Consider the following 15280-nt stretch of genomic DNA (forward strand, 5'->3'; position numbering starts at 1 on the left):
GCAGGATCTCGGCGGCGGCGTACTCAGTCGCCGAAGCGAAGCCGGACGCCAAGGCATCTCGCTCCTACCTATTCCCGCGGCACCGCTACATTGCAGTCACAGTGAGTGGCTTGCCATCTTCGTCGACCGGCTCAGACGTGGTGCCAACGGGTAGTTTGATCTTCATCTTGCAGATCACCCCTGATGGCTCGAACAGGATATCGGTGCCGCCACCGAACTGTTCGAGTGCTCGCGACAAGAGCCGCAGTCCGAAGCCTTGTCTTTGGGGAGCGCTTACTGTTGGTCCACCTTTCTCTTGCCAGTCGACTTCGAGAAGTGCGTCCGTCATTCTCAAGGTCAGCATCACGATGCCGTCAGGTACAGACAGTGAGCCGTATTTTGCCGAGTTGGTCGCCAGTTCGTGAACGAGCAGCGCAACGGTCAAAGCGTACTTGGGCGGAAGCAGTACGTTCGGACCTTGGATCACGACCCGCGAAGCGGCGTACGGACCGAGCTCGGTCCTCGCGATGTCATGAGCGAATGCGCCGCGTCCATTCGCTTCCTCGACCAGGTGATCCGTCGCTGTCAGGGCTGCGAGGCGGCTCAGGATGCCGTCGCGGACCTGTGGCTGATCGCGCAATTGGACGCTGATGATCGCCTGTATGGTTGCAATCTTGTTCTTGAGCCGGTGAGCCAGTTCCTGCACGGCTAATTGCCGAAGCTGCTCCTCGTCCTCGAGGCGCTTCGCCACCCGACGGAAATGGTCGGCCGCCAACACCAGAAGCATCGACACAAAGGCGAACGTGATGAGGTTAATTTGGTCGCCATGGCGTTCCAGGGAAAGGCTGAAGGCGGGCGGCATGAAGGCCCACCAGGCGGTCACGCCGCCGAAGATTGCAACCAGAGCCGCCGGGCCGATACCGCCGAGTAGAGCGGTGAAGGCCACGGCCGGGTAATATGCGATGAGTGGAGACGCATTCTGGTCGAGCCACTTCAGCCAGACTTCGAACAGTCCGGCGCCGAGGGCGCAGACGGCAGCGAACGCGTAGGCTTGCAAGGACCCGGGAGGAATGTATCCGCGCAGACGCGCCAAAGCTGAATCGACAGCTACGGTCAGCTTTGCCGTATCGACTTGCCGCATGACCGAACCCACCCTCTGAGCTCTCAAAAATGTGCTCGCACGAAAAACCTAGCACGTTGCCGTTGCGTGAGCATCACGGGCGCCTCGCCGGCGCGGCGGCCCAGGACCGCCGCAGCCGCATGGGCACCCCTCCACCGGGCGGCGGGTCGTCGTCGCCATCGAGCTTGCGCAAGGCCGCAAGGATATCGGCGAGCGGGATGGGTTGGCCCATGCCTGGGATCTCGCGCAAAGCGGGACAGGATTCGACCGCGAACATGTCGGACGCCCAAGACGACAGAATGATCCGTTTCTCCGGCGCGGATAGCTCATTGTCGTTCAGGACATCCTCCGGAGACGCATAGTATGCGGCCGGATGGAACAGGGGATTGAGATTACCTGCGTTCGTGTTGGCGTTGGTCATCGATTGCCTCCCTTTACGCTCCTTTCCTCGGGACGGATTCGGTGAGCACGGGCGGCGGCGACCGCCGCCCGTGACGGTCTTTACTTCGTGTTGATGGCGATGCGCTTGACGCCCGCTCGCGGATTCTCCGACTTCGGCAGCGAGATGGTCAGGACGCCGTTCTTGAACGAGGCCTCGGCCTTGTCCTCCTCGACGTCCTGTAGCGCGATCTGCCGCTGGAACGAGCCGTAGTAGCGCTCGGTGAAGTATTTGTCTTCGTCCTTGTGCTCGCTCTTCTTCTCGCCGCGGATGGTCAGCACCCCGTTCGCGATTTCGATCTGGACGTCGTTCTCCGTCATGCCGTGCCGAATGATTCGGCTGGCTCCGAAGGAGTGGGGGCCGAGCCATGAGAGACGTCCGCGACCTCCTCATCCGCGGCAGCGAGAAGGTCATCGGGCACTACCGGCTGCTGCTGGCGAGCGCAAAGCGTGAGAAGGAGCGCGAACTCTGTCGAAGTCGGATCGAGCGGGAGCAGTGGCTGCTCAATGAGCTGCGCGGAAACCTTCACGATCGGTTCGCCGCCTAGGCGTGCGCCACTGCTGGTCCTGCCTGCACGGCATGATCGGGCCCGCGTAGCCGGCGGACAGAAATACGAAGTGGGATATGAGGCCAAGAAGACCGGCCGCTCGGTCCCAGCCGTGAAGAAGGCGGTCAAGAAAGTCGGCAACAGCCGCAAGCGCGTGGAGAAGCGCCTCGGGCGCTAGGCGTTTGCGCGATGATCTATCGCGCAACGTCGCTGAGCTCGCCGTCACATCGGATCGTGTCGCTACGTTTTCTTCGCGTACAGCAACTCGTCAAGGCGGCAAGCGGCGCGATAGATTGAGCCCCGTCGATTGCTGCTTCGAGCGTCAGCGCCTTGCGCCCGATCGAGACAGTGCAGAAGCGTTTTTCGGATGGTTTCGAGATCCTTCGGTTTGACCGTCGTGGGTAGCGCCTGTACGGCTGCCGCAAAGACGACGTCCTGATCGATGTCGGTCGGCGCGGTTATTTCGCCGCGAACAAGCTTTGCGCGCAGGGCCTCGGCCTTGCCGGTCGACTGACGGAACGCTGCGTCCTTCCCGGCGAGCCGGTTGACCAGTGCATCTCGGGACGACGGGTAGGTCGCGACTTGCCCGCGAAGATCTTCGACGACTCCGTTGACGGTCAGCTTGGTCTGATCGACGTAGAACCAGACGGGAAACCACTTCCGCTGGGCGTGCGCCTGGAAGTGGATGTACTGCATGGGTTCGGCGACCTTTTCGTTGCGTAGAAAGTTGCGGACGACAGCGTCGGGCGTCACGTTCTCGCGGATGACTCTCGTCCGCTCTCGTTCCGCTTCCGACACCGACTCGACGTCGCCGATAAGCCTGAGCGCAGGCGCACCGGTCGTCTGGCTGAAGTCACCCTCTCGCACGAACTGGATGTTCGGCAGCAAAGCCTTGTCGATGACGAATTTGCCGCTGGTGCCGGCTACCTCGCCGGAGTCGAGATCTATCGTGGCCTCCTTGCCAATTGCGACGCGGCCCATGCGAGCGCTGAACTCCGCAATCGCCCGCTGCTCCCGCCCGGCGATGATCTGCCGAAGCTCGCCCGGCTTGATCAGGCGGGTCTCACCAACGTAGCGGAAGTAGATGCCTCCTCCGTCGTGATCCACGAGCGCGTCGTCGTCGGCGAGCCCTTGCCCCCGACCGTGGTCTTGCGCCCGGTGCCGAACTACACCGAGTATCGCTACGCGGTCGTGAACGACCGCCGTGTCATCGTCGAGCCTCGCTTATCCAACTCTATGAACATCCCCGGGCTGTAGTTTAAGCCCTTCGAACAGTCGCTGCTGCTTGGAAGTTATCGCGACACTCAATACTTCCGCAGTCCATCCCTCAGGAACGGCGGCGAGCACCAACGTCAGCGCTTGGCTCGGTTTAGCGAGCGCGATCCAAATTTGCGTTGTTGTGTCGTCCGCAGTCACTTGAACGACGGTGAAGCTATTACCGAAGGATTCCGCCATTTTCTTTCAATGCGGCAACTTGCACCCGGATTCTAGTCCGATGCGCCTCGATCTCGCTTCGCCTGTCTTCCTGCCTGCAAACTCTCCAACGCGGTCGGCGATTGTAGCCCCGGCGACGTCAACCATTCGTTGATGTGTGAGGCCGTTTCGGCCTGGCGGGCTCGCCGGAGATATAGCTCGCGCTGGGTGCCTGGCGGCAACTGTGCTGCGGCCTCCTTGAAGCGCGCAGCCTCTTCAGCCAATCGCTCTTCAAATGTTTTCGTGTGCTTGGTTCGGTTGCGACGCTTGATCATGCGCTGCGCCTTTGCCGTCAGAGGAAGGCGGGAGCGCATTGTCGCGTTCTCATCACCGATGTTTGCCACAATCCGCGCGGTGATGACGTCTAAACTGACCAGAGTCGTGGTTGGTTTCTATATCTGCGTTAACTCACTGATTTATCTTGAGAACTACTCAATTGTGCTAACTACTCATTTTACTGGAAACACAACAACCCCACGACTTGCTGGCCCGCTCCTGAAGATGGCGGGCGCTCCACTTCCCGCCGTTCATGGCGTCAGCGATCCGCAGCTCAGGTTCGGGTGCGTCCCAGCGCCGCACAGCGCCCTTGCTGGTCGTTTTTCGGGGCTGTACATGGAGAGCGGGGATTTTCAGGGAAGCTTAGGTCAGTTCGGTCTAGTCGTCGGTCATCCGGTCGGCGAACGACTTCGCCATTCCATGGAAGATCTACGCGAAAAAGACGCCAGCCGCCATCGGCCAGGCGCCGCGTCCGTGACGATCGCGCAGATGCGTGCCGCAGGTTCAGAATGCTTTTATTTGCGGGCCAGCAGGTCTTCACTGGACGGCATCAGCTTCACGTAAGTCCCGCTCTCGTGCAGCTGTAGCCAGCCGCGCTCGATCGCGTGTTTGAGCCCGGCGCCGAATTCGCTGCCGCTGCCCGTCAGCTTGAACAAGAAGGGCGCATTGATCCGCTCGATATAGATGCGGCCGTCCTGGACAGCTTCGACGCTCGCTGCGATCTCGACGAGCTTACGCGCGGCGGCGGGTGAGGGCGGTGTTAATCATGGCGACAGGATAGGGGCTAGCCGAGCCTTGAGCCAGCCGCTGGTGCTTGCGCGTGGTCTTAGGCCGAGCCCAAGAGGTTGGTCAATAGACCAGGAGCCGCCGTACCGGTGCACAGCGATTCTGATCGCTTTGAGTCCTCGCTATCGCTTGTCGTTCGTCATCCGCGAACGCGTGTTCATCAAAGGATATTGGTTCCCGTGGATGGTGCTCATTGCAGTGTCCAGCTTGGGCTATTTCTACCAAGCGAAGGTTGCCAGCACATCCCTTGGCGCGCTTAAGAACCAGTGAGTTTGGACCAGCAACGGCAAGGCGGCGGTGACATGCCGGCTAGATGGTGCTGCGGCGCGCAGATGCCAGTTGTGCCCTAGTCCGGCCTCGGCGACCAGGCGCCGCGCTTTCGTCTGCGTCAGCAGCGGCAGCAGGATCTCGATGGCGCACGGGATCTCGAGCGCATCGCGCTAGGCGCGGCCATTGCGCACGGTCCGCGGGCCGATCCAATGAAACTTTTGGTCCTAGCGGAAATTATACGGGCCAAATCTTTCGTTTCGGAGGATCAGCATATGGCCAATTCTGTTCGCCACCCATGGACCTCAGAAGACCTTGAGAAGCTCAAGGCGATGGCCGGGAATCACCGCCGCGAAACGATAGCCGCTGACTTGAACCGAGGCGTCTCGTCGGTGGCTGTCAAAGCGCATCAGCTCGGTATCTCTTTGCGATACCACGCCATGCCAAAGCGTCGACCTTCAGCAGCCGGATCAGCGCCGGGCCGTTGACCCCATTGGTTCGGGTCTGCGTTGCTCTCTTCGACTTGGGCGGAAGGGATGCCAGAGCCGCGCGTGTTGTGGCCGCCCTTGGTGATGAGGCGCACGCGCTTGCCCTCCCGCAGCAGTCGGATGCGGTAACCGTCATGCTTGATCGTGGAGCCAATCGGGGCCGGTCGGAACCTTGATGCCTTTGACCGGGATGGCGAACTCAATACGCGGTGCCATGAGCCGCGATCTATGTACCAGGGCAGAAAGTCGCAAGTTGAAAGAGCTGGTTAGAGCCCGCCATGGCGTTTCCCGCACCGCCCCAGGGCACCGCGTGCGCTGTTCTGACGCGCACAGGAACACCGCGGCTTTTGCCAAGTTTTCCCAACGCCCTCAAACTTTTAGGGCAAATTCAAGGGCCCCAGCTCATCGCCCCATTTGGACTGGGGTCTCATTTAATGAGGCGTGATTTCAAGCTCTTGGCGAGCTCGCGCTAACGTTGTATTGAACGAACACTTATGGTGGCACGTGCAACATTTTCCTAAAGCCGGAGGTCGGAAGCAGTGGAGGTGAAGCTCGGTCCGAGGTTCGTGCATATTGTCGATGACAATGCGACCTTCTGCAAAACGATAGGAGATCGCCTAAAGGATTTCGGTTACGAGGTTTCGACCTATCCTTCGGCACAGCATTTATTGGATCGCTTGCCGAGCAACGAGGTGCCGAGTTGCATCCTTCTTGACGTGCGGTTGCCGGGAATGAGCGGTCCAGAGCTGCAAGAGCGCTTAATCGAACTAGGCTCAACGCTGCCCATTATATTCCTGACTGGATACGCTGATTTTCCAGCTACGGTGCGGACCATCAAGGCAGGTGCGCAAGATTTTCTGATCAAGCCGATATCTTCGGACCAGCTTCTTCAAGCGGTCGACCGAGCCTTAGAGCAACACGACGCGGCGCGTCCCCTGAAGAGCATGCGCGAAGCCTTTCTTTCTCATCTTGCGACCTTGACCCCACGCGAGCGGCAAGTCTTTGAACTGGTCATTCGCGGCCAAATCAACAAGCAGATCGCCAGCGCTCTGGGCACGACCGAGCGCACGATCAAGGCGCATCGCTCTCACGTGATGACGAAAATGCAGGTTCGGTCGTTGCCGGAACTTGTTTCTCTTTCGGACGGGCTGGCATTCTTGCATCGGGCGGGCCAGACCAGTTAGCAGAATAGGAAGTAGGCCACTACCAGCCGAGCCGCGCCCACAGGGCGCCGAGCAGCACGAGCAGGGCGAGCCAGCCCAGCATGACGACTATGCCGCGCGCGAACCCGCTCTTCACCTCACCGCGCCGAGCAGCTCGGGCCGTGACACCAGCACTGCGGCCGCACCAACTAGCAGCAGCATCGACGAGACCATGATGGCGATCCACTTCCTATCATCCATGGACGCCAATGCACGCGCCGTCTCGTCGTTCCAGTTACGGTGCGGACCATCAAGGCGGTGCGCAAGTCCACCAGAATAGGAGGTGGGGCCACCAATCACCAGCCGAGCCGCGCCCACATGGTACCGAGCAGCACGAGCAGGGCGAGCCAGACCAGCGTGAGGACCATCCCGCGGGCGCGTCCGATTAAGGCGACTCGTCCGGCGGGCGTCGCCAGCGCGACGACAAACAGCGTGACGATGACCGCGACGATGACCAGGCCGAAAGGGGTCATGGCTGCTCAAAGCAGGGATAGTTGGACGGTGGCCCCGGGCCCGTGGATTTCGAGGAACGCCTCAAGGGATGGCGGAACCTCGCCGCGCACGGCGCATCGCTGTTGCAGCGCCTCGGTAATGTCCTCGGAGGCATCCCGCGACCAGCCCTCACCAGTGTTGAAGCTCACGATGCGGGCCGGGTTGCTGTATTGCCCCTCCATCAGGTGGCGCAGAAGTGTCTCGCGGTCAGTGTGCTCCTCGTCGGTCTCGGTCCAGGCCCGGCCAAGACGGCCGCCGAAATCATCCAGCACCAGATAGATGTCCCGCTCGGAACCGGGCACGATCGACGGCGAGATACGCATGACGCTTGCTCCATCAACCCGCTAATCCAAGCGGGTCGTGCCGGGGGGCGTCAAGTTTGGTCGTTGGGGATCGCCAGTTAGACGTTTGTTGGTTGAAGTTGCTACCTAAACTCATCGTCGACATCGCAGAACGTGCGATTGATCTCCAGTTCATCCCGGACCGCAACAATGCACGGGTTTGGAACGACCACGTCACAAAGCCTGTTGTCCTTCCAGAAATGACCGTTGTGGTCGCACCCCCCCCATTTTTTTTGGAGCGTCAGATGAGCAAGCGCAAACCGGCGACAGTACCAAAGCGCGCCCGCAATCCGAAAATGGCCGCGCGGGCCCAACGGAACAAGCAGGCCATTGTCAGAAGCCCGAAAGAGAATTTACTTCGCTCTGTTGCGGCAGTCTCTATTGAACCGCCTCCTGAGCTTCATGATGATCGTAAACACGAGGTTCCTGTCATTGAGCCTCGGGTGAATGCCTTACCAGATGACGTCAGTCAGAGAATGACGGGTAGCGATCCAACGAAAGGCTTTGCTTTAGCGACGGCAAACATGCAGGCGTATCAAGCGAAGCTACTTGAGATGGCCGGGGCCAACGCGCAATTTGCGCTTGAATTCGGCCTAAGACTTGCGACGATCAGGTCACCAACTGAATTTTTCGGCGTCATTTACGGAGTTTACAAGTAGACGGGTCGATATGTTCGGGCAGCATTCGAGAGAACTGGCGGCATATCCGTTCTGGCGCATCGAGCCGCCCGGGCAGCCCACGACTCTGCCGGGACGATAACTGCAGGCCGCTCCGGCAAAGGGATGGACGCAAATGCGGATCGTCCACGACCTTGAGCAGTTCCTGCGCCCTGGCGAACGCGGCCTCTTTCGACAGCCGACCGTTGATTACGCGGCGGCCGGGGTTCTCATCGAAATAGACGAACTCGACCGAGCCGTCGGCCTTCACGACCTCGAAGCTCTCCTCGTGCTGCACGATGCCCGGCTTCGGCATCGGCGGCGCCGTGATGTCTTCGCGATCCATGACGGGGAAGAACGCATAACACTCTCCACCGAGCCGGAGCATCAATCCAACCGGGGCGCAGCAAGGGCGTCAAGATCGGCTGCGGTGATGGGCGTTATGCGCAATGGATTGGAACGGCCCCGCCCACAAGGGCTGAAGAAAATGTGGGTCGGGGCCGCCCTTTGCTGGCCCATGCAGCGGCCAGCGGATGCAAACGCGCCCTGTCATCCGTCGTTCCTATGTCCGGCGAGCAGCTCTTCGCTCGACGTCAGCAGGCGCACATAGGTGCTAGGTAACCTCAGTCGAAGAATGCCGAGCGCGGCACGTATCTTCGCCCAGCGTTGGTGCGCTCCGCGCTGCTTTGGAATATCCGTGACGAAAGCGAGATTGCTGCCGTCACGTATAGCAATTCTGCCTGTTCGACATCGTTCGGGTCGCATGCGCGAAATGCGCGAGGTGTGGATCACCTAAGTTCAAAAGTGAACCGAGCCACGGCTTCGCTACGGTTTGTTCACCTTGATGTAGGGAACAGCCGAAGCGGCAATAGCCGGGCCTCATTTCGCGCGCTGAGTATAGACCGCTGCTGCTGGGGGCCAAACGGAGATGTCCGATGGGTGTGGCAGGCTTGCGCTTCGCGCAATTGAAAAGATCGCTCCGTGTTCGAGCGGTCCTTGTCGGCCTGGAGTTGCCGTTTGTCTGCGCCGTGGTGGTTGCAGTCGGCTCGACGGTCATGATCCTGATCAAGCTCTGCGAGGATTTGCGGCAGTGAGGCGGGCCGACGGCCAAGGCGCGCTCATGCAGCCCGTACGCCGGTCGTCCGGTCGGCGCGATCAGACAATTTCGATAGCGATATCGTTGCCCGGCCCCACACAATCGAGTGTGGTCTCACTTACATGAATGCGACGCTCCACCACACCTGAAACAATAAGCCAAACCTCGGGCATTTGGCCTTCGCCAATGACCACCATCGCATCTTGATTTGGGAGTGCCTTCAACGTCTCAATTAATTCTCGTACGTTCATGACGACCCCCGTGCTTCAACTTCGCTGGGGCACAATCACCATTCGTCCATGCTGGCACTTTGATCGCCCACTAAAGCGGGAGGTCTGCCACGTTGCAATTGATCTGCGTCAATTTCGGAGGGGCGGCCTGCACTGGTATGCTTGTCGGTTCGGGTCTCTACCAAACAGGGGAAATTGGGAGCGGGTTCGACCGGCCACCGGAATTTCAGTGACTGCCGGTGGCCCACTGGGATATGCTCGATCCCGTGCATTGTAGAGGTCAAAGTGATCAACGGTAGCGTTCCTATTTTGAGCCCGCGTGAGAAGCGCATCTTGCGGCGTCTAGCCCGAGGCTACTCTGATCGTGCCATTGCGGTTCAGATCGGCGGAAGACCAGAACAAGTTGGCGAATAGCGGAAACGCCTGCTGCAGAAACTGCAAATCAGTTCCCAGTCTGAAATTGCAGAAGCCGCCGCGCAGTGGGCGTCTTGGCCATCTTACAAATTCACTACGGCCGTTGACGAGCTGCATGCTTGGCCGAAGCATAGGGAGAACGGCGGCTGCGAACCGCCGTCCTGAACTTCGGCTGCATCAATACCAGTAAGGGTATTGCTCCGGACAAATGTACTGTCCGTAGCTGTCACGTCCGGCCGGTCCTGCAACTGCAACCACGGATTCTCTAGCAGCAGATATTCTCGACAATCACGGTCGCGCGGTCCCCGCATAAACCCGCGCCCTCAGAAGACCCGCAGAGGGCCAAGCCGCGCTATCAGGCGTCGCCACGTATTAATAGGCGCAAATATAGTTTCCGTACGCATCGTAGCAACTGCGGCGGTACGCAGCGGCGCCGACGGCAGCAGCGCCTACCGCTGCCGCTCCGACACCGTAGCCCCGATAGCCGTAGCCGCGATAGCCTGCGCCGCGCACTGCAACAGCGCCGCCGCCCCGCGGTCCTCGAACTGCGACCGCACCGCCGCGGTAACCGCCGCCACCCCGATAGGCACCTCCGCCGCGCCGAGCCTCAGCATCATCGGGGATCAGGCAGGCGATGAGCAAAACGAAAGCGGCAAGAGGAGCGAGAATATAGCGGAGCATGACCGAAACCCTTCTATGAAGTCCTTAAGCCCCGCTCGCGAGATTGCGGCTCTCTCCGCGCAGGAGGTTGATGTAGATCAATCGAACCTGCGCACTGCTGCGCCTACGCTATGTTCCCGCACCTATCAGGAAAAACAATGGTCGCTTCCGAAGCGCGATCACGCTCGGCCGCCGTGTTCGGTGCGCCTTTTGACCTCTATCGTAGCGGTCACGCGCAGTATTGGACCAAACTCGTCTCTTGCCTCGACTTCGATAGGTCCTGTGCCAGCACCACAAATGATGGTTTCTCCTAATAATTCGCGCGCTAACCGTTCGACGGCCTTAAGGTCCGCAAGATCGATACCCTCATGATCAATAACGACGGCCGGACTGCGGTAGTCGAAGTAAAACCTTGGCATGCCGCACCAACTTGCACTGCCGGGCCGGGTTCCTAGTTTTCCCGGAGGCTTGGCAATGCCTCTGGTCGAGCTGCCTGGATTTTTCTACAGCCGACTGCCGAGTTTTCCCGGAGAGAGCTGACGGAACTAAGTTTGCGCGCGGCGGTTTCGGGCTCGGCGAAGGGGCGTTTCTCGACGTGTTTGTTCATGCGCCGATCCCCCGGTGAACGGTGAGATGTGCACCTCGTACGCAATCGGGATCGGCTCGCCGCAGAAGCACCTCGACCAGCCGTTGGAGTTTTGCGTCGGCATCCGGGACCCCTCAGCTTGCATGCGGCACTTCCATGCGTGGAAATCGCGGTCGCGCCGCCAAACTTCAATCGTCCTCGCGAAGCGTCGGCTCCACCTGCTGCCGCTCGAATACGGCGCGGGCTTGGTCGAATGTTGGAGCCGAGCCTGAGCGCTGGGTGCTGGGTTCCATGCCTAGATAAACACAAGGCTCCAGCCCCATTGATCAGCGCTTATCGGCACGCCAGCGCGGATGCCGATCGTCTGCGGTCTATCTGCCAGATCACCGTGTGCCTCGGCTGATGTCTCGCTGTCGATTTACTCCGGTCCCGTTTCCCGCTAGCCTGTCCGCATTGCAAATGCGAATTTCATTGTGGGGTAGCGTTATGTCGAGTGCGATTGAGTTGATTGTGGACGGCTATGCCCGACTGAAGGATCGCCAGTCGCTCGAGGATCTACGGATGCACCGGCGGCGCTTGGCGGTCGACCTGAAGGCCAGGGAGGGTTTCGACTGCCGGTCGTCGATCGCTCTGGTCGAGCAGGACATCGCGGCCATCGAGGCGGGGCTGCAGACGCTGTCGGGGCCGGTTGGGGGGTAGAGGGGCGAATCAGAAAGCCAAGGGGTTTCGCAAGGAGAGCTCAACAAACCCGACAACTGCCGCGACTTATTGAACTGACGTCTATTTTCCTGCGATAGAAAATCGCAACTCTCACAATTTGACAGACAACGTTGGCTCATGGCCGGCTTCTTCCGAAACAGGGGGAGCGTCATGTCCGGGCCACCGCTCTACGAAGAATATCAGGTGCTCAAGCGTCTGAAGCTCAGAGCATCGGAACTACACGACCTCCAGAACATCGGCATGATCGCGCCGGTCGCGCGTCGAGGCAGCGATCCGATGTATTGCGCGGGGACGATCGATGCTCTGGCGACTGATTACCATCACACTCGGATGGGCTGTGCGATTTGGTGGGACTTTGATCTCAAACGACCGGGCTTCCTCCCGACGCATCTCCCGTGACATCGCCGGACGTCTCCTTCTACCCGTTCGACAACGAGGAGCAGCAGTCTTGGGTGAGGCGGTATTACAAGCTCAGGAACGCGTGTGCGCCGTTTCCCTATCCGTATCCGGAGCGGCTAGCGCGCTATCGGTCGAGGATGGAGGACAAAGCCACCAAAGCGTTCGAGAGAGCGCACGGAATCAAGCGGCCGCGCAAGCGCGGGAATAGAAGCTTCGGCTCGGCAGAGGAGTGTTTCGAAGGGAGCTAAGCCGCACTGAGCTCCGTGATCTCGTCTGGAGCAAGACGATGATCCGGGCGGCCGCCGACCTCGGCATGTCAGAGTTCACGCTCCGCAAGATCTGCAAGCGCTATCTGATCCCGCTTCCCGCCCGCGGGCACTTCAACCACAAGAATCCGAAGAAGCGGCCGCCCAAGCCGGCACTGCCGACAATGAAGCGCCTGAAGTGATCGGCACAATCCCAAAAGAAAACCCGCCAGTTGGAACGCTGGCGGGCAAGTCGAGACGCGAGCTGCAGGACTAGCTCGCGATATTGCAATGATGGATGTGCAGCGGTTGCTGCTCGGTTACCCCTTGCGAAACCTATATCGGCCGCACGCTCGCTGCAGGAAAGTGGATATTCTTCTTACCATCGATGGGCCGTACGCCCTCATTGAGTGCCAGGTGAGCTCCGCAGTAGCCGCGGCGATGTTAGGCCCTCTCAAAGGCAAGGCCGCCGGCCAATTTCGTCCCTTGGCAGGCAACCTGGTTGAGGTCGACGCCGCAGTGACGCTGCCGATGGCGATGCGAATGCTCAAGGCGAAAGACGAGATGGAAGCTCGCTTGCAGCTTCACTGAACGATGTATGCCGGTGGGCGGCCAAACCGTCCACCGTGCTTCCGGTGTGCTTCCGGCTCAATTTTCGAGCAGAGCACGATCAGGCTAAGTATTTGAATTTGATGGTGCTGCCAGACAGGATTGAACTGTCGACCTCTCCATTACCAATGGAGTGCTCTCCACGTTCGGCGTGGCCCGCCTGTCGAATCACGCCGTAGGCTGACCACCGATTGACCACCGAAACCCCGTGAACAAACGGCGGTAAAGGTGGTCGATCAGGATCGAACTTGTTTGTTTTTGTTGGATTTTCTGATTGCTACTTACGTTCGGGACGCAGGGGTCGCAGGTTCGAATCCTGCCACTCCGACCAGAAATCATTAGGTTTTTCCTTCTGATCGTTGGTCGTTCCCGAGTCAACCATCGTTTCAACCACCGAACATATCGGCCTTTTTGGCCAATGGCCGTGGCCGCCCCCTGCAGAAAGTCTGGGTGGTGGTGCCCGTAGGTGTCCTGCAGGACTTCGGGAGACATGCCCAGGAACCCTGCCGCCTCCCAGATGGGTACACACCCCGCTGCATGAGCCATGTCGCAGCGGTATGGCGCTGGGTGTGGGGGGGGCACCTTCCCGGGTAGGCCGGCAAGCCTACGGCGGTCTTAAAGCCCTTTTTCACGGAGGCGACCGGCTTGCCGTTGAATTCAACGAAGCACTCCGCGAGCAGCTTACGGTTCCACCAGCGCCGAAGGTGGGCGAGCAGCCGTGGCGGTATCGGTGCTGGCGTCTGGCGCTTCTTGTTGGTCGTGCGCTTGCCAATGGCCTTGCGACAAAAGATTCCGCGCTCCAGATCCACGTAGGAGCGCCCAGTTACCGCATATGGCGACGCAGATGCGATCGCGCCTGCCCGAGTGCCCGTATACAGGCCGATCAGGATGAACCGCGCGATATGACGCAGAGGTCTCCGGCTTGTGGCTACCGGGTCTCCCTTTGATAGCCCCGAATGAATTGTCTGTTTCTCGCGGTGCCGCCAACAGTGCCAAAGCCGTCATTTCACCTGTGAACGGGGTTTTTCGAGATTTTCGATTGGAAGGGACTGGCCGTCCGTCGATGTCTCGTTGGCGAATTACCCGCCCCGCGGGGGCCTGCCTGGTCGACCGACTTACTGGCGAACCGCCAGCCTGCGCCACTTTTCGGTCCCGTCCGCGACCAGCTTGCCGAACTCGGCCCGGGTCGTCAGCCCTCGATGCCGCCGTACAGCGGCGCCGTCAGCTTCGGTTGCTCCCCGCCTTGTCGACGGTCTTGTGGAGGATCTCCGCCACCTCGGGCGGCATGCCCCAACACCTGTTTAGCAACACCTGTCGGTCAAGACCTGTTCAGCAAGCCCTGCTCAGGCAACAGCGAGGAAATTCTCGTTGGTGTTGTAGCGGCGATACCGACCTTTAATCGTGTATTCAAATGTCTTCATCAGTTGCAGAAACGCATCGACGTTTTTGTCTTCAACTTCGACAAACAAACTTGGACGGTCGCGTCTGATCGTATTTGCCAATCCCCTGATAACGTTCAGTTCCATCCCCTCTGTATCGATCTTGATGAAATCGACAGTTGATCCGCTCAGCAATTCGTCTCCAGTGTAAACCTGAATGCGTGCATCGGCAGCGCCTGGAGCGAGCATTCCGCCACCGAGATTGTGGAGTGGAATATTTATGGACGCAAGGCAGCGCTCGTCCGACAAGCCAACGGGGAGAAGGGTGACTTTGTCGTGTTGGCCGTTGAGACCGATGTTTGCGCGAAGAATGCCGTGGGCAATAGGGTTTGGTTCGACGGAGATCACCTTGGATGCGCCAAGGTACATTGCCGCAAACAGTGAATGGTTTCCCACATTGGCTCCAACGTCCAGGAAGACCCCGCCACGAAACGCGCCTTTGATGATCTCGAGTTCTTCCGGTTCATAGAACCGTTGATGCAGGTGCTCTTGCTGTATTGTGTCTTGCTCATCGACCACGAAAAAAAACACCTCGCTCCCGTCAATGGCACATCGAACGATCTTGCCCTCGGTAACACTCGACTGATCGTATGGCTCGTATCGTACCGGGTCAAAGCGGTGAACGTCGTAGCCGCACAGTCTGACTGTCCGCTTGAGCAATCCCCGAAGTTGGACGTTGATCATCGTCGCCAATCCTTCTCAGTCAGACGGGTCGCAAGTGCATACACGAAGTAACCGGCACAAGCGGGCGCCACATGGTTCCGGCCGCAAATTTCCAATGCGGTACGGGACAAGCACACTGCCCGACCGCCCCAA

At 59.7% G+C, this 15280-nt stretch carries 21 protein-coding genes and 1 pseudogene; 10 read left to right on the top strand and 12 right to left on the bottom strand.

Features of this window, described 5'->3' with window-relative positions; all coding sequences use genetic code 11:
* Window positions 1–85: 85 nt before the first annotated feature.
* The 3 genes from AB7008_RS14400 to AB7008_RS14410 form a co-directional block, all read right to left on the bottom strand.
* The gene (locus tag AB7008_RS14400; RefSeq protein ID WP_212102416.1) at window positions 86–1120 is read right to left on the bottom strand and encodes a sensor histidine kinase; all 1035 of its coding nucleotides are present in this window, start codon (window positions 1118–1120) and stop codon (window positions 86–88) included.
* Between the two features lie 73 nt (window positions 1121–1193).
* Entirely contained in the window at window positions 1194–1520 is a 327-nt protein-coding gene (locus tag AB7008_RS14405) for a hypothetical protein (RefSeq protein ID WP_039146937.1), read from the bottom strand.
* Window positions 1521–1600: 80 nt separating this feature from the next.
* Entirely contained in the window at window positions 1601–1858 is a 258-nt protein-coding gene (locus AB7008_RS14410) for an Hsp20/alpha crystallin family protein (RefSeq protein WP_441258941.1), read from the bottom strand.
* 47 nt (window positions 1859–1905) lie between these two features.
* Between AB7008_RS14410 and AB7008_RS14415 the strand changes: the two genes are divergently transcribed.
* Together AB7008_RS14415 and AB7008_RS14420 are read left to right on the top strand one after the other, a co-directional pair.
* Window positions 1906–2085, top strand: a complete 180-nt coding sequence (locus AB7008_RS14415) for a hypothetical protein (RefSeq protein ID WP_039146942.1) — start codon at window positions 1906–1908, stop codon at window positions 2083–2085.
* A 10-nt stretch (window positions 2086–2095) separates the two neighbouring features.
* On the top strand, window positions 2096–2263 hold the full coding sequence (locus AB7008_RS14420; RefSeq protein WP_232208719.1) for a DUF3606 domain-containing protein: 168 nt from the start codon (window positions 2096–2098) through the stop codon (window positions 2261–2263).
* 62 nt (window positions 2264–2325) lie between these two features.
* Here AB7008_RS14420 and AB7008_RS14425 read toward each other — a convergent pair whose 3' ends face one another.
* Window positions 2326–3192: a hypothetical protein gene (locus AB7008_RS14425; RefSeq protein WP_212102515.1), complete on the bottom strand. Its 867-nt coding sequence runs from the start codon at window positions 3190–3192 to the stop codon at window positions 2326–2328.
* Here AB7008_RS14425 and AB7008_RS14430 point away from each other — a divergent pair.
* Window positions 3175–3342, top strand: a pseudogene (locus tag AB7008_RS14430) (DUF1236 domain-containing protein); the annotation flags it as partial. The gene AB7008_RS14425 and the pseudogene AB7008_RS14430 sit on opposite strands and share 18 nt — an antisense overlap.
* Before the next feature lie 230 nt (window positions 3343–3572).
* Here the strand turns inward: AB7008_RS14430 and AB7008_RS14435 are convergent.
* Window positions 3573–3833, bottom strand: a complete 261-nt coding sequence (locus AB7008_RS14435; protein ID WP_200889975.1) for a hypothetical protein — start codon at window positions 3831–3833, stop codon at window positions 3573–3575.
* Between the two features lie 516 nt (window positions 3834–4349).
* On the bottom strand, window positions 4350–4556 hold the full coding sequence (locus AB7008_RS14440) for a hypothetical protein (protein WP_051664523.1): 207 nt from the start codon (window positions 4554–4556) through the stop codon (window positions 4350–4352).
* A gap of 1358 nt (window positions 4557–5914) precedes the next feature.
* Between AB7008_RS14440 and AB7008_RS14445 the strand changes: the two genes are divergently transcribed.
* On the top strand, window positions 5915–6559 hold the full coding sequence (locus tag AB7008_RS14445) for a response regulator transcription factor (protein ID WP_441258942.1): 645 nt from the start codon (window positions 5915–5917) through the stop codon (window positions 6557–6559).
* 314 nt (window positions 6560–6873) lie between these two features.
* Here AB7008_RS14445 and AB7008_RS14450 read toward each other — a convergent pair whose 3' ends face one another.
* Window positions 6874–7050, bottom strand: a complete 177-nt coding sequence (locus AB7008_RS14450) for a hypothetical protein (RefSeq protein WP_158332875.1) — start codon at window positions 7048–7050, stop codon at window positions 6874–6876.
* Between the two features lie 6 nt (window positions 7051–7056).
* Window positions 7057–7392, bottom strand: coding sequence for a hypothetical protein (locus tag AB7008_RS14455; protein ID WP_041953487.1), 336 nt, complete (start codon window positions 7390–7392; stop codon window positions 7057–7059).
* Window positions 7393–7484: 92 nt separating this feature from the next.
* Here AB7008_RS14455 and AB7008_RS14460 point away from each other — a divergent pair, with 92 nt between their 5' ends.
* Window positions 7485–8069: a hypothetical protein gene (locus AB7008_RS14460; RefSeq protein WP_224517037.1), complete on the top strand. Its 585-nt coding sequence runs from the start codon at window positions 7485–7487 to the stop codon at window positions 8067–8069.
* Here AB7008_RS14460 and AB7008_RS14465 read toward each other — a convergent pair.
* Window positions 8047–8454: a hypothetical protein gene (locus AB7008_RS14465; RefSeq protein WP_039146957.1), complete on the bottom strand. Its 408-nt coding sequence runs from the start codon at window positions 8452–8454 to the stop codon at window positions 8047–8049. The two genes, AB7008_RS14460 and AB7008_RS14465, sit on opposite strands and share 23 nt — an antisense overlap.
* Window positions 8455–9001: 547 nt before the next feature.
* On the opposite strand from AB7008_RS14465, the gene AB7008_RS14470 reads away from it, so the two are divergent.
* Window positions 9002–9160 (top strand): hypothetical protein, encoded by a 159-nt coding sequence (locus AB7008_RS14470; RefSeq protein ID WP_166350952.1) that lies wholly within the window; start codon window positions 9002–9004, stop codon window positions 9158–9160.
* Between the two features lie 61 nt (window positions 9161–9221).
* Here the strand turns inward: AB7008_RS14470 and AB7008_RS14475 are convergent, their stop codons facing one another.
* Window positions 9222–9413 (bottom strand): hypothetical protein, encoded by a 192-nt coding sequence (locus AB7008_RS14475; protein ID WP_041953490.1) that lies wholly within the window; start codon window positions 9411–9413, stop codon window positions 9222–9224.
* A gap of 1232 nt (window positions 9414–10645) precedes the next feature.
* The gene (locus tag AB7008_RS14480) at window positions 10646–10885 is read right to left on the bottom strand and encodes a DUF6894 family protein (RefSeq protein WP_374762046.1); all 240 of its coding nucleotides are present in this window, start codon (window positions 10883–10885) and stop codon (window positions 10646–10648) included.
* Between the two features lie 653 nt (window positions 10886–11538).
* On the opposite strand from AB7008_RS14480, the gene AB7008_RS14485 reads away from it, so the two are divergent.
* From AB7008_RS14485 to AB7008_RS14500, 4 genes are all read left to right on the top strand, one after another.
* The gene (locus tag AB7008_RS14485; RefSeq protein WP_039146965.1) at window positions 11539–11751 is read left to right on the top strand and encodes a hypothetical protein; all 213 of its coding nucleotides are present in this window, start codon (window positions 11539–11541) and stop codon (window positions 11749–11751) included.
* A 171-nt stretch (window positions 11752–11922) separates the two neighbouring features.
* The gene (locus AB7008_RS14490; protein ID WP_148312130.1) at window positions 11923–12171 is read left to right on the top strand and encodes a hypothetical protein; all 249 of its coding nucleotides are present in this window, start codon (window positions 11923–11925) and stop codon (window positions 12169–12171) included.
* 286 nt (window positions 12172–12457) lie between these two features.
* Window positions 12458–12619, top strand: coding sequence for a hypothetical protein (locus AB7008_RS14495; protein WP_158332905.1), 162 nt, complete (start codon window positions 12458–12460; stop codon window positions 12617–12619).
* A gap of 88 nt (window positions 12620–12707) precedes the next feature.
* Entirely contained in the window at window positions 12708–13007 is a 300-nt protein-coding gene (locus AB7008_RS14500) for a hypothetical protein (protein ID WP_039151929.1), read from the top strand.
* 1361 nt (window positions 13008–14368) lie between these two features.
* On the opposite strand, the gene AB7008_RS14505 is transcribed toward AB7008_RS14500, so the two are convergent.
* The gene (locus tag AB7008_RS14505; protein WP_248881746.1) at window positions 14369–15148 is read right to left on the bottom strand and encodes an FkbM family methyltransferase; all 780 of its coding nucleotides are present in this window, start codon (window positions 15146–15148) and stop codon (window positions 14369–14371) included.
* Between the last annotated feature and the right edge of the window lie 132 nt (window positions 15149–15280).

Source organism: Bradyrhizobium sp. 521_C7_N1_3 (genome assembly GCF_052075975.1).
In the GTDB taxonomy this organism is placed as follows: Bacteria; Pseudomonadota; Alphaproteobacteria; order Rhizobiales; family Xanthobacteraceae; genus Bradyrhizobium; species Bradyrhizobium japonicum.

Excerpts from the sequence above, each read along its gene's own strand:
- AB7008_RS14435 (WP_200889975.1), bottom strand. The coding sequence starts at position 3,833 with ATGATCAAGCGTCGCAACCGAACCAAGCACACGAAAACATTTGAAGAG.
- AB7008_RS14485 (WP_039146965.1), top strand. The coding sequence starts at position 11,539 with ATGTCGAGTGCGATTGAGTTGATTGTGGACGGCTATGCCCGACTGAAG.
- AB7008_RS14455 (WP_041953487.1), bottom strand. The coding sequence starts at position 7,392 with ATGCGTATCTCGCCGTCGATCGTGCCCGGTTCCGAGCGGGACATCTAT.
- AB7008_RS14475 (WP_041953490.1), bottom strand. The coding sequence starts at position 9,413 with ATGAACGTACGAGAATTAATTGAGACGTTGAAGGCACTCCCAAATCAA.
- AB7008_RS14410 (WP_441258941.1), bottom strand. The coding sequence starts at position 1,858 with ATGACGGAGAACGACGTCCAGATCGAAATCGCGAACGGGGTGCTGACC.
- AB7008_RS14470 (WP_166350952.1), top strand. The coding sequence starts at position 9,002 with ATGGGTGTGGCAGGCTTGCGCTTCGCGCAATTGAAAAGATCGCTCCGT.
- AB7008_RS14450 (WP_158332875.1), bottom strand. The coding sequence starts at position 7,050 with ATGACCCCTTTCGGCCTGGTCATCGTCGCGGTCATCGTCACGCTGTTT.
- AB7008_RS14505 (WP_248881746.1), bottom strand. The coding sequence starts at position 15,148 with ATGATCAACGTCCAACTTCGGGGATTGCTCAAGCGGACAGTCAGACTG.
- AB7008_RS14415 (WP_039146942.1), top strand. The coding sequence starts at position 1,906 with ATGAGAGACGTCCGCGACCTCCTCATCCGCGGCAGCGAGAAGGTCATC.
- AB7008_RS14400 (WP_212102416.1), bottom strand. The coding sequence starts at position 1,120 with ATGCGGCAAGTCGATACGGCAAAGCTGACCGTAGCTGTCGATTCAGCT.
- AB7008_RS14405 (WP_039146937.1), bottom strand. The coding sequence starts at position 1,520 with ATGACCAACGCCAACACGAACGCAGGTAATCTCAATCCCCTGTTCCAT.
- AB7008_RS14480 (WP_374762046.1), bottom strand. The coding sequence starts at position 10,885 with ATGCCAAGGTTTTACTTCGACTACCGCAGTCCGGCCGTCGTTATTGAT.
- AB7008_RS14465 (WP_039146957.1), bottom strand. The coding sequence starts at position 8,454 with ATGCTCCGGCTCGGTGGAGAGTGTTATGCGTTCTTCCCCGTCATGGAT.
- AB7008_RS14495 (WP_158332905.1), top strand. The coding sequence starts at position 12,458 with ATGATCCGGGCGGCCGCCGACCTCGGCATGTCAGAGTTCACGCTCCGC.
- AB7008_RS14490 (WP_148312130.1), top strand. The coding sequence starts at position 11,923 with ATGTCCGGGCCACCGCTCTACGAAGAATATCAGGTGCTCAAGCGTCTG.
- AB7008_RS14500 (WP_039151929.1), top strand. The coding sequence starts at position 12,708 with ATGATGGATGTGCAGCGGTTGCTGCTCGGTTACCCCTTGCGAAACCTA.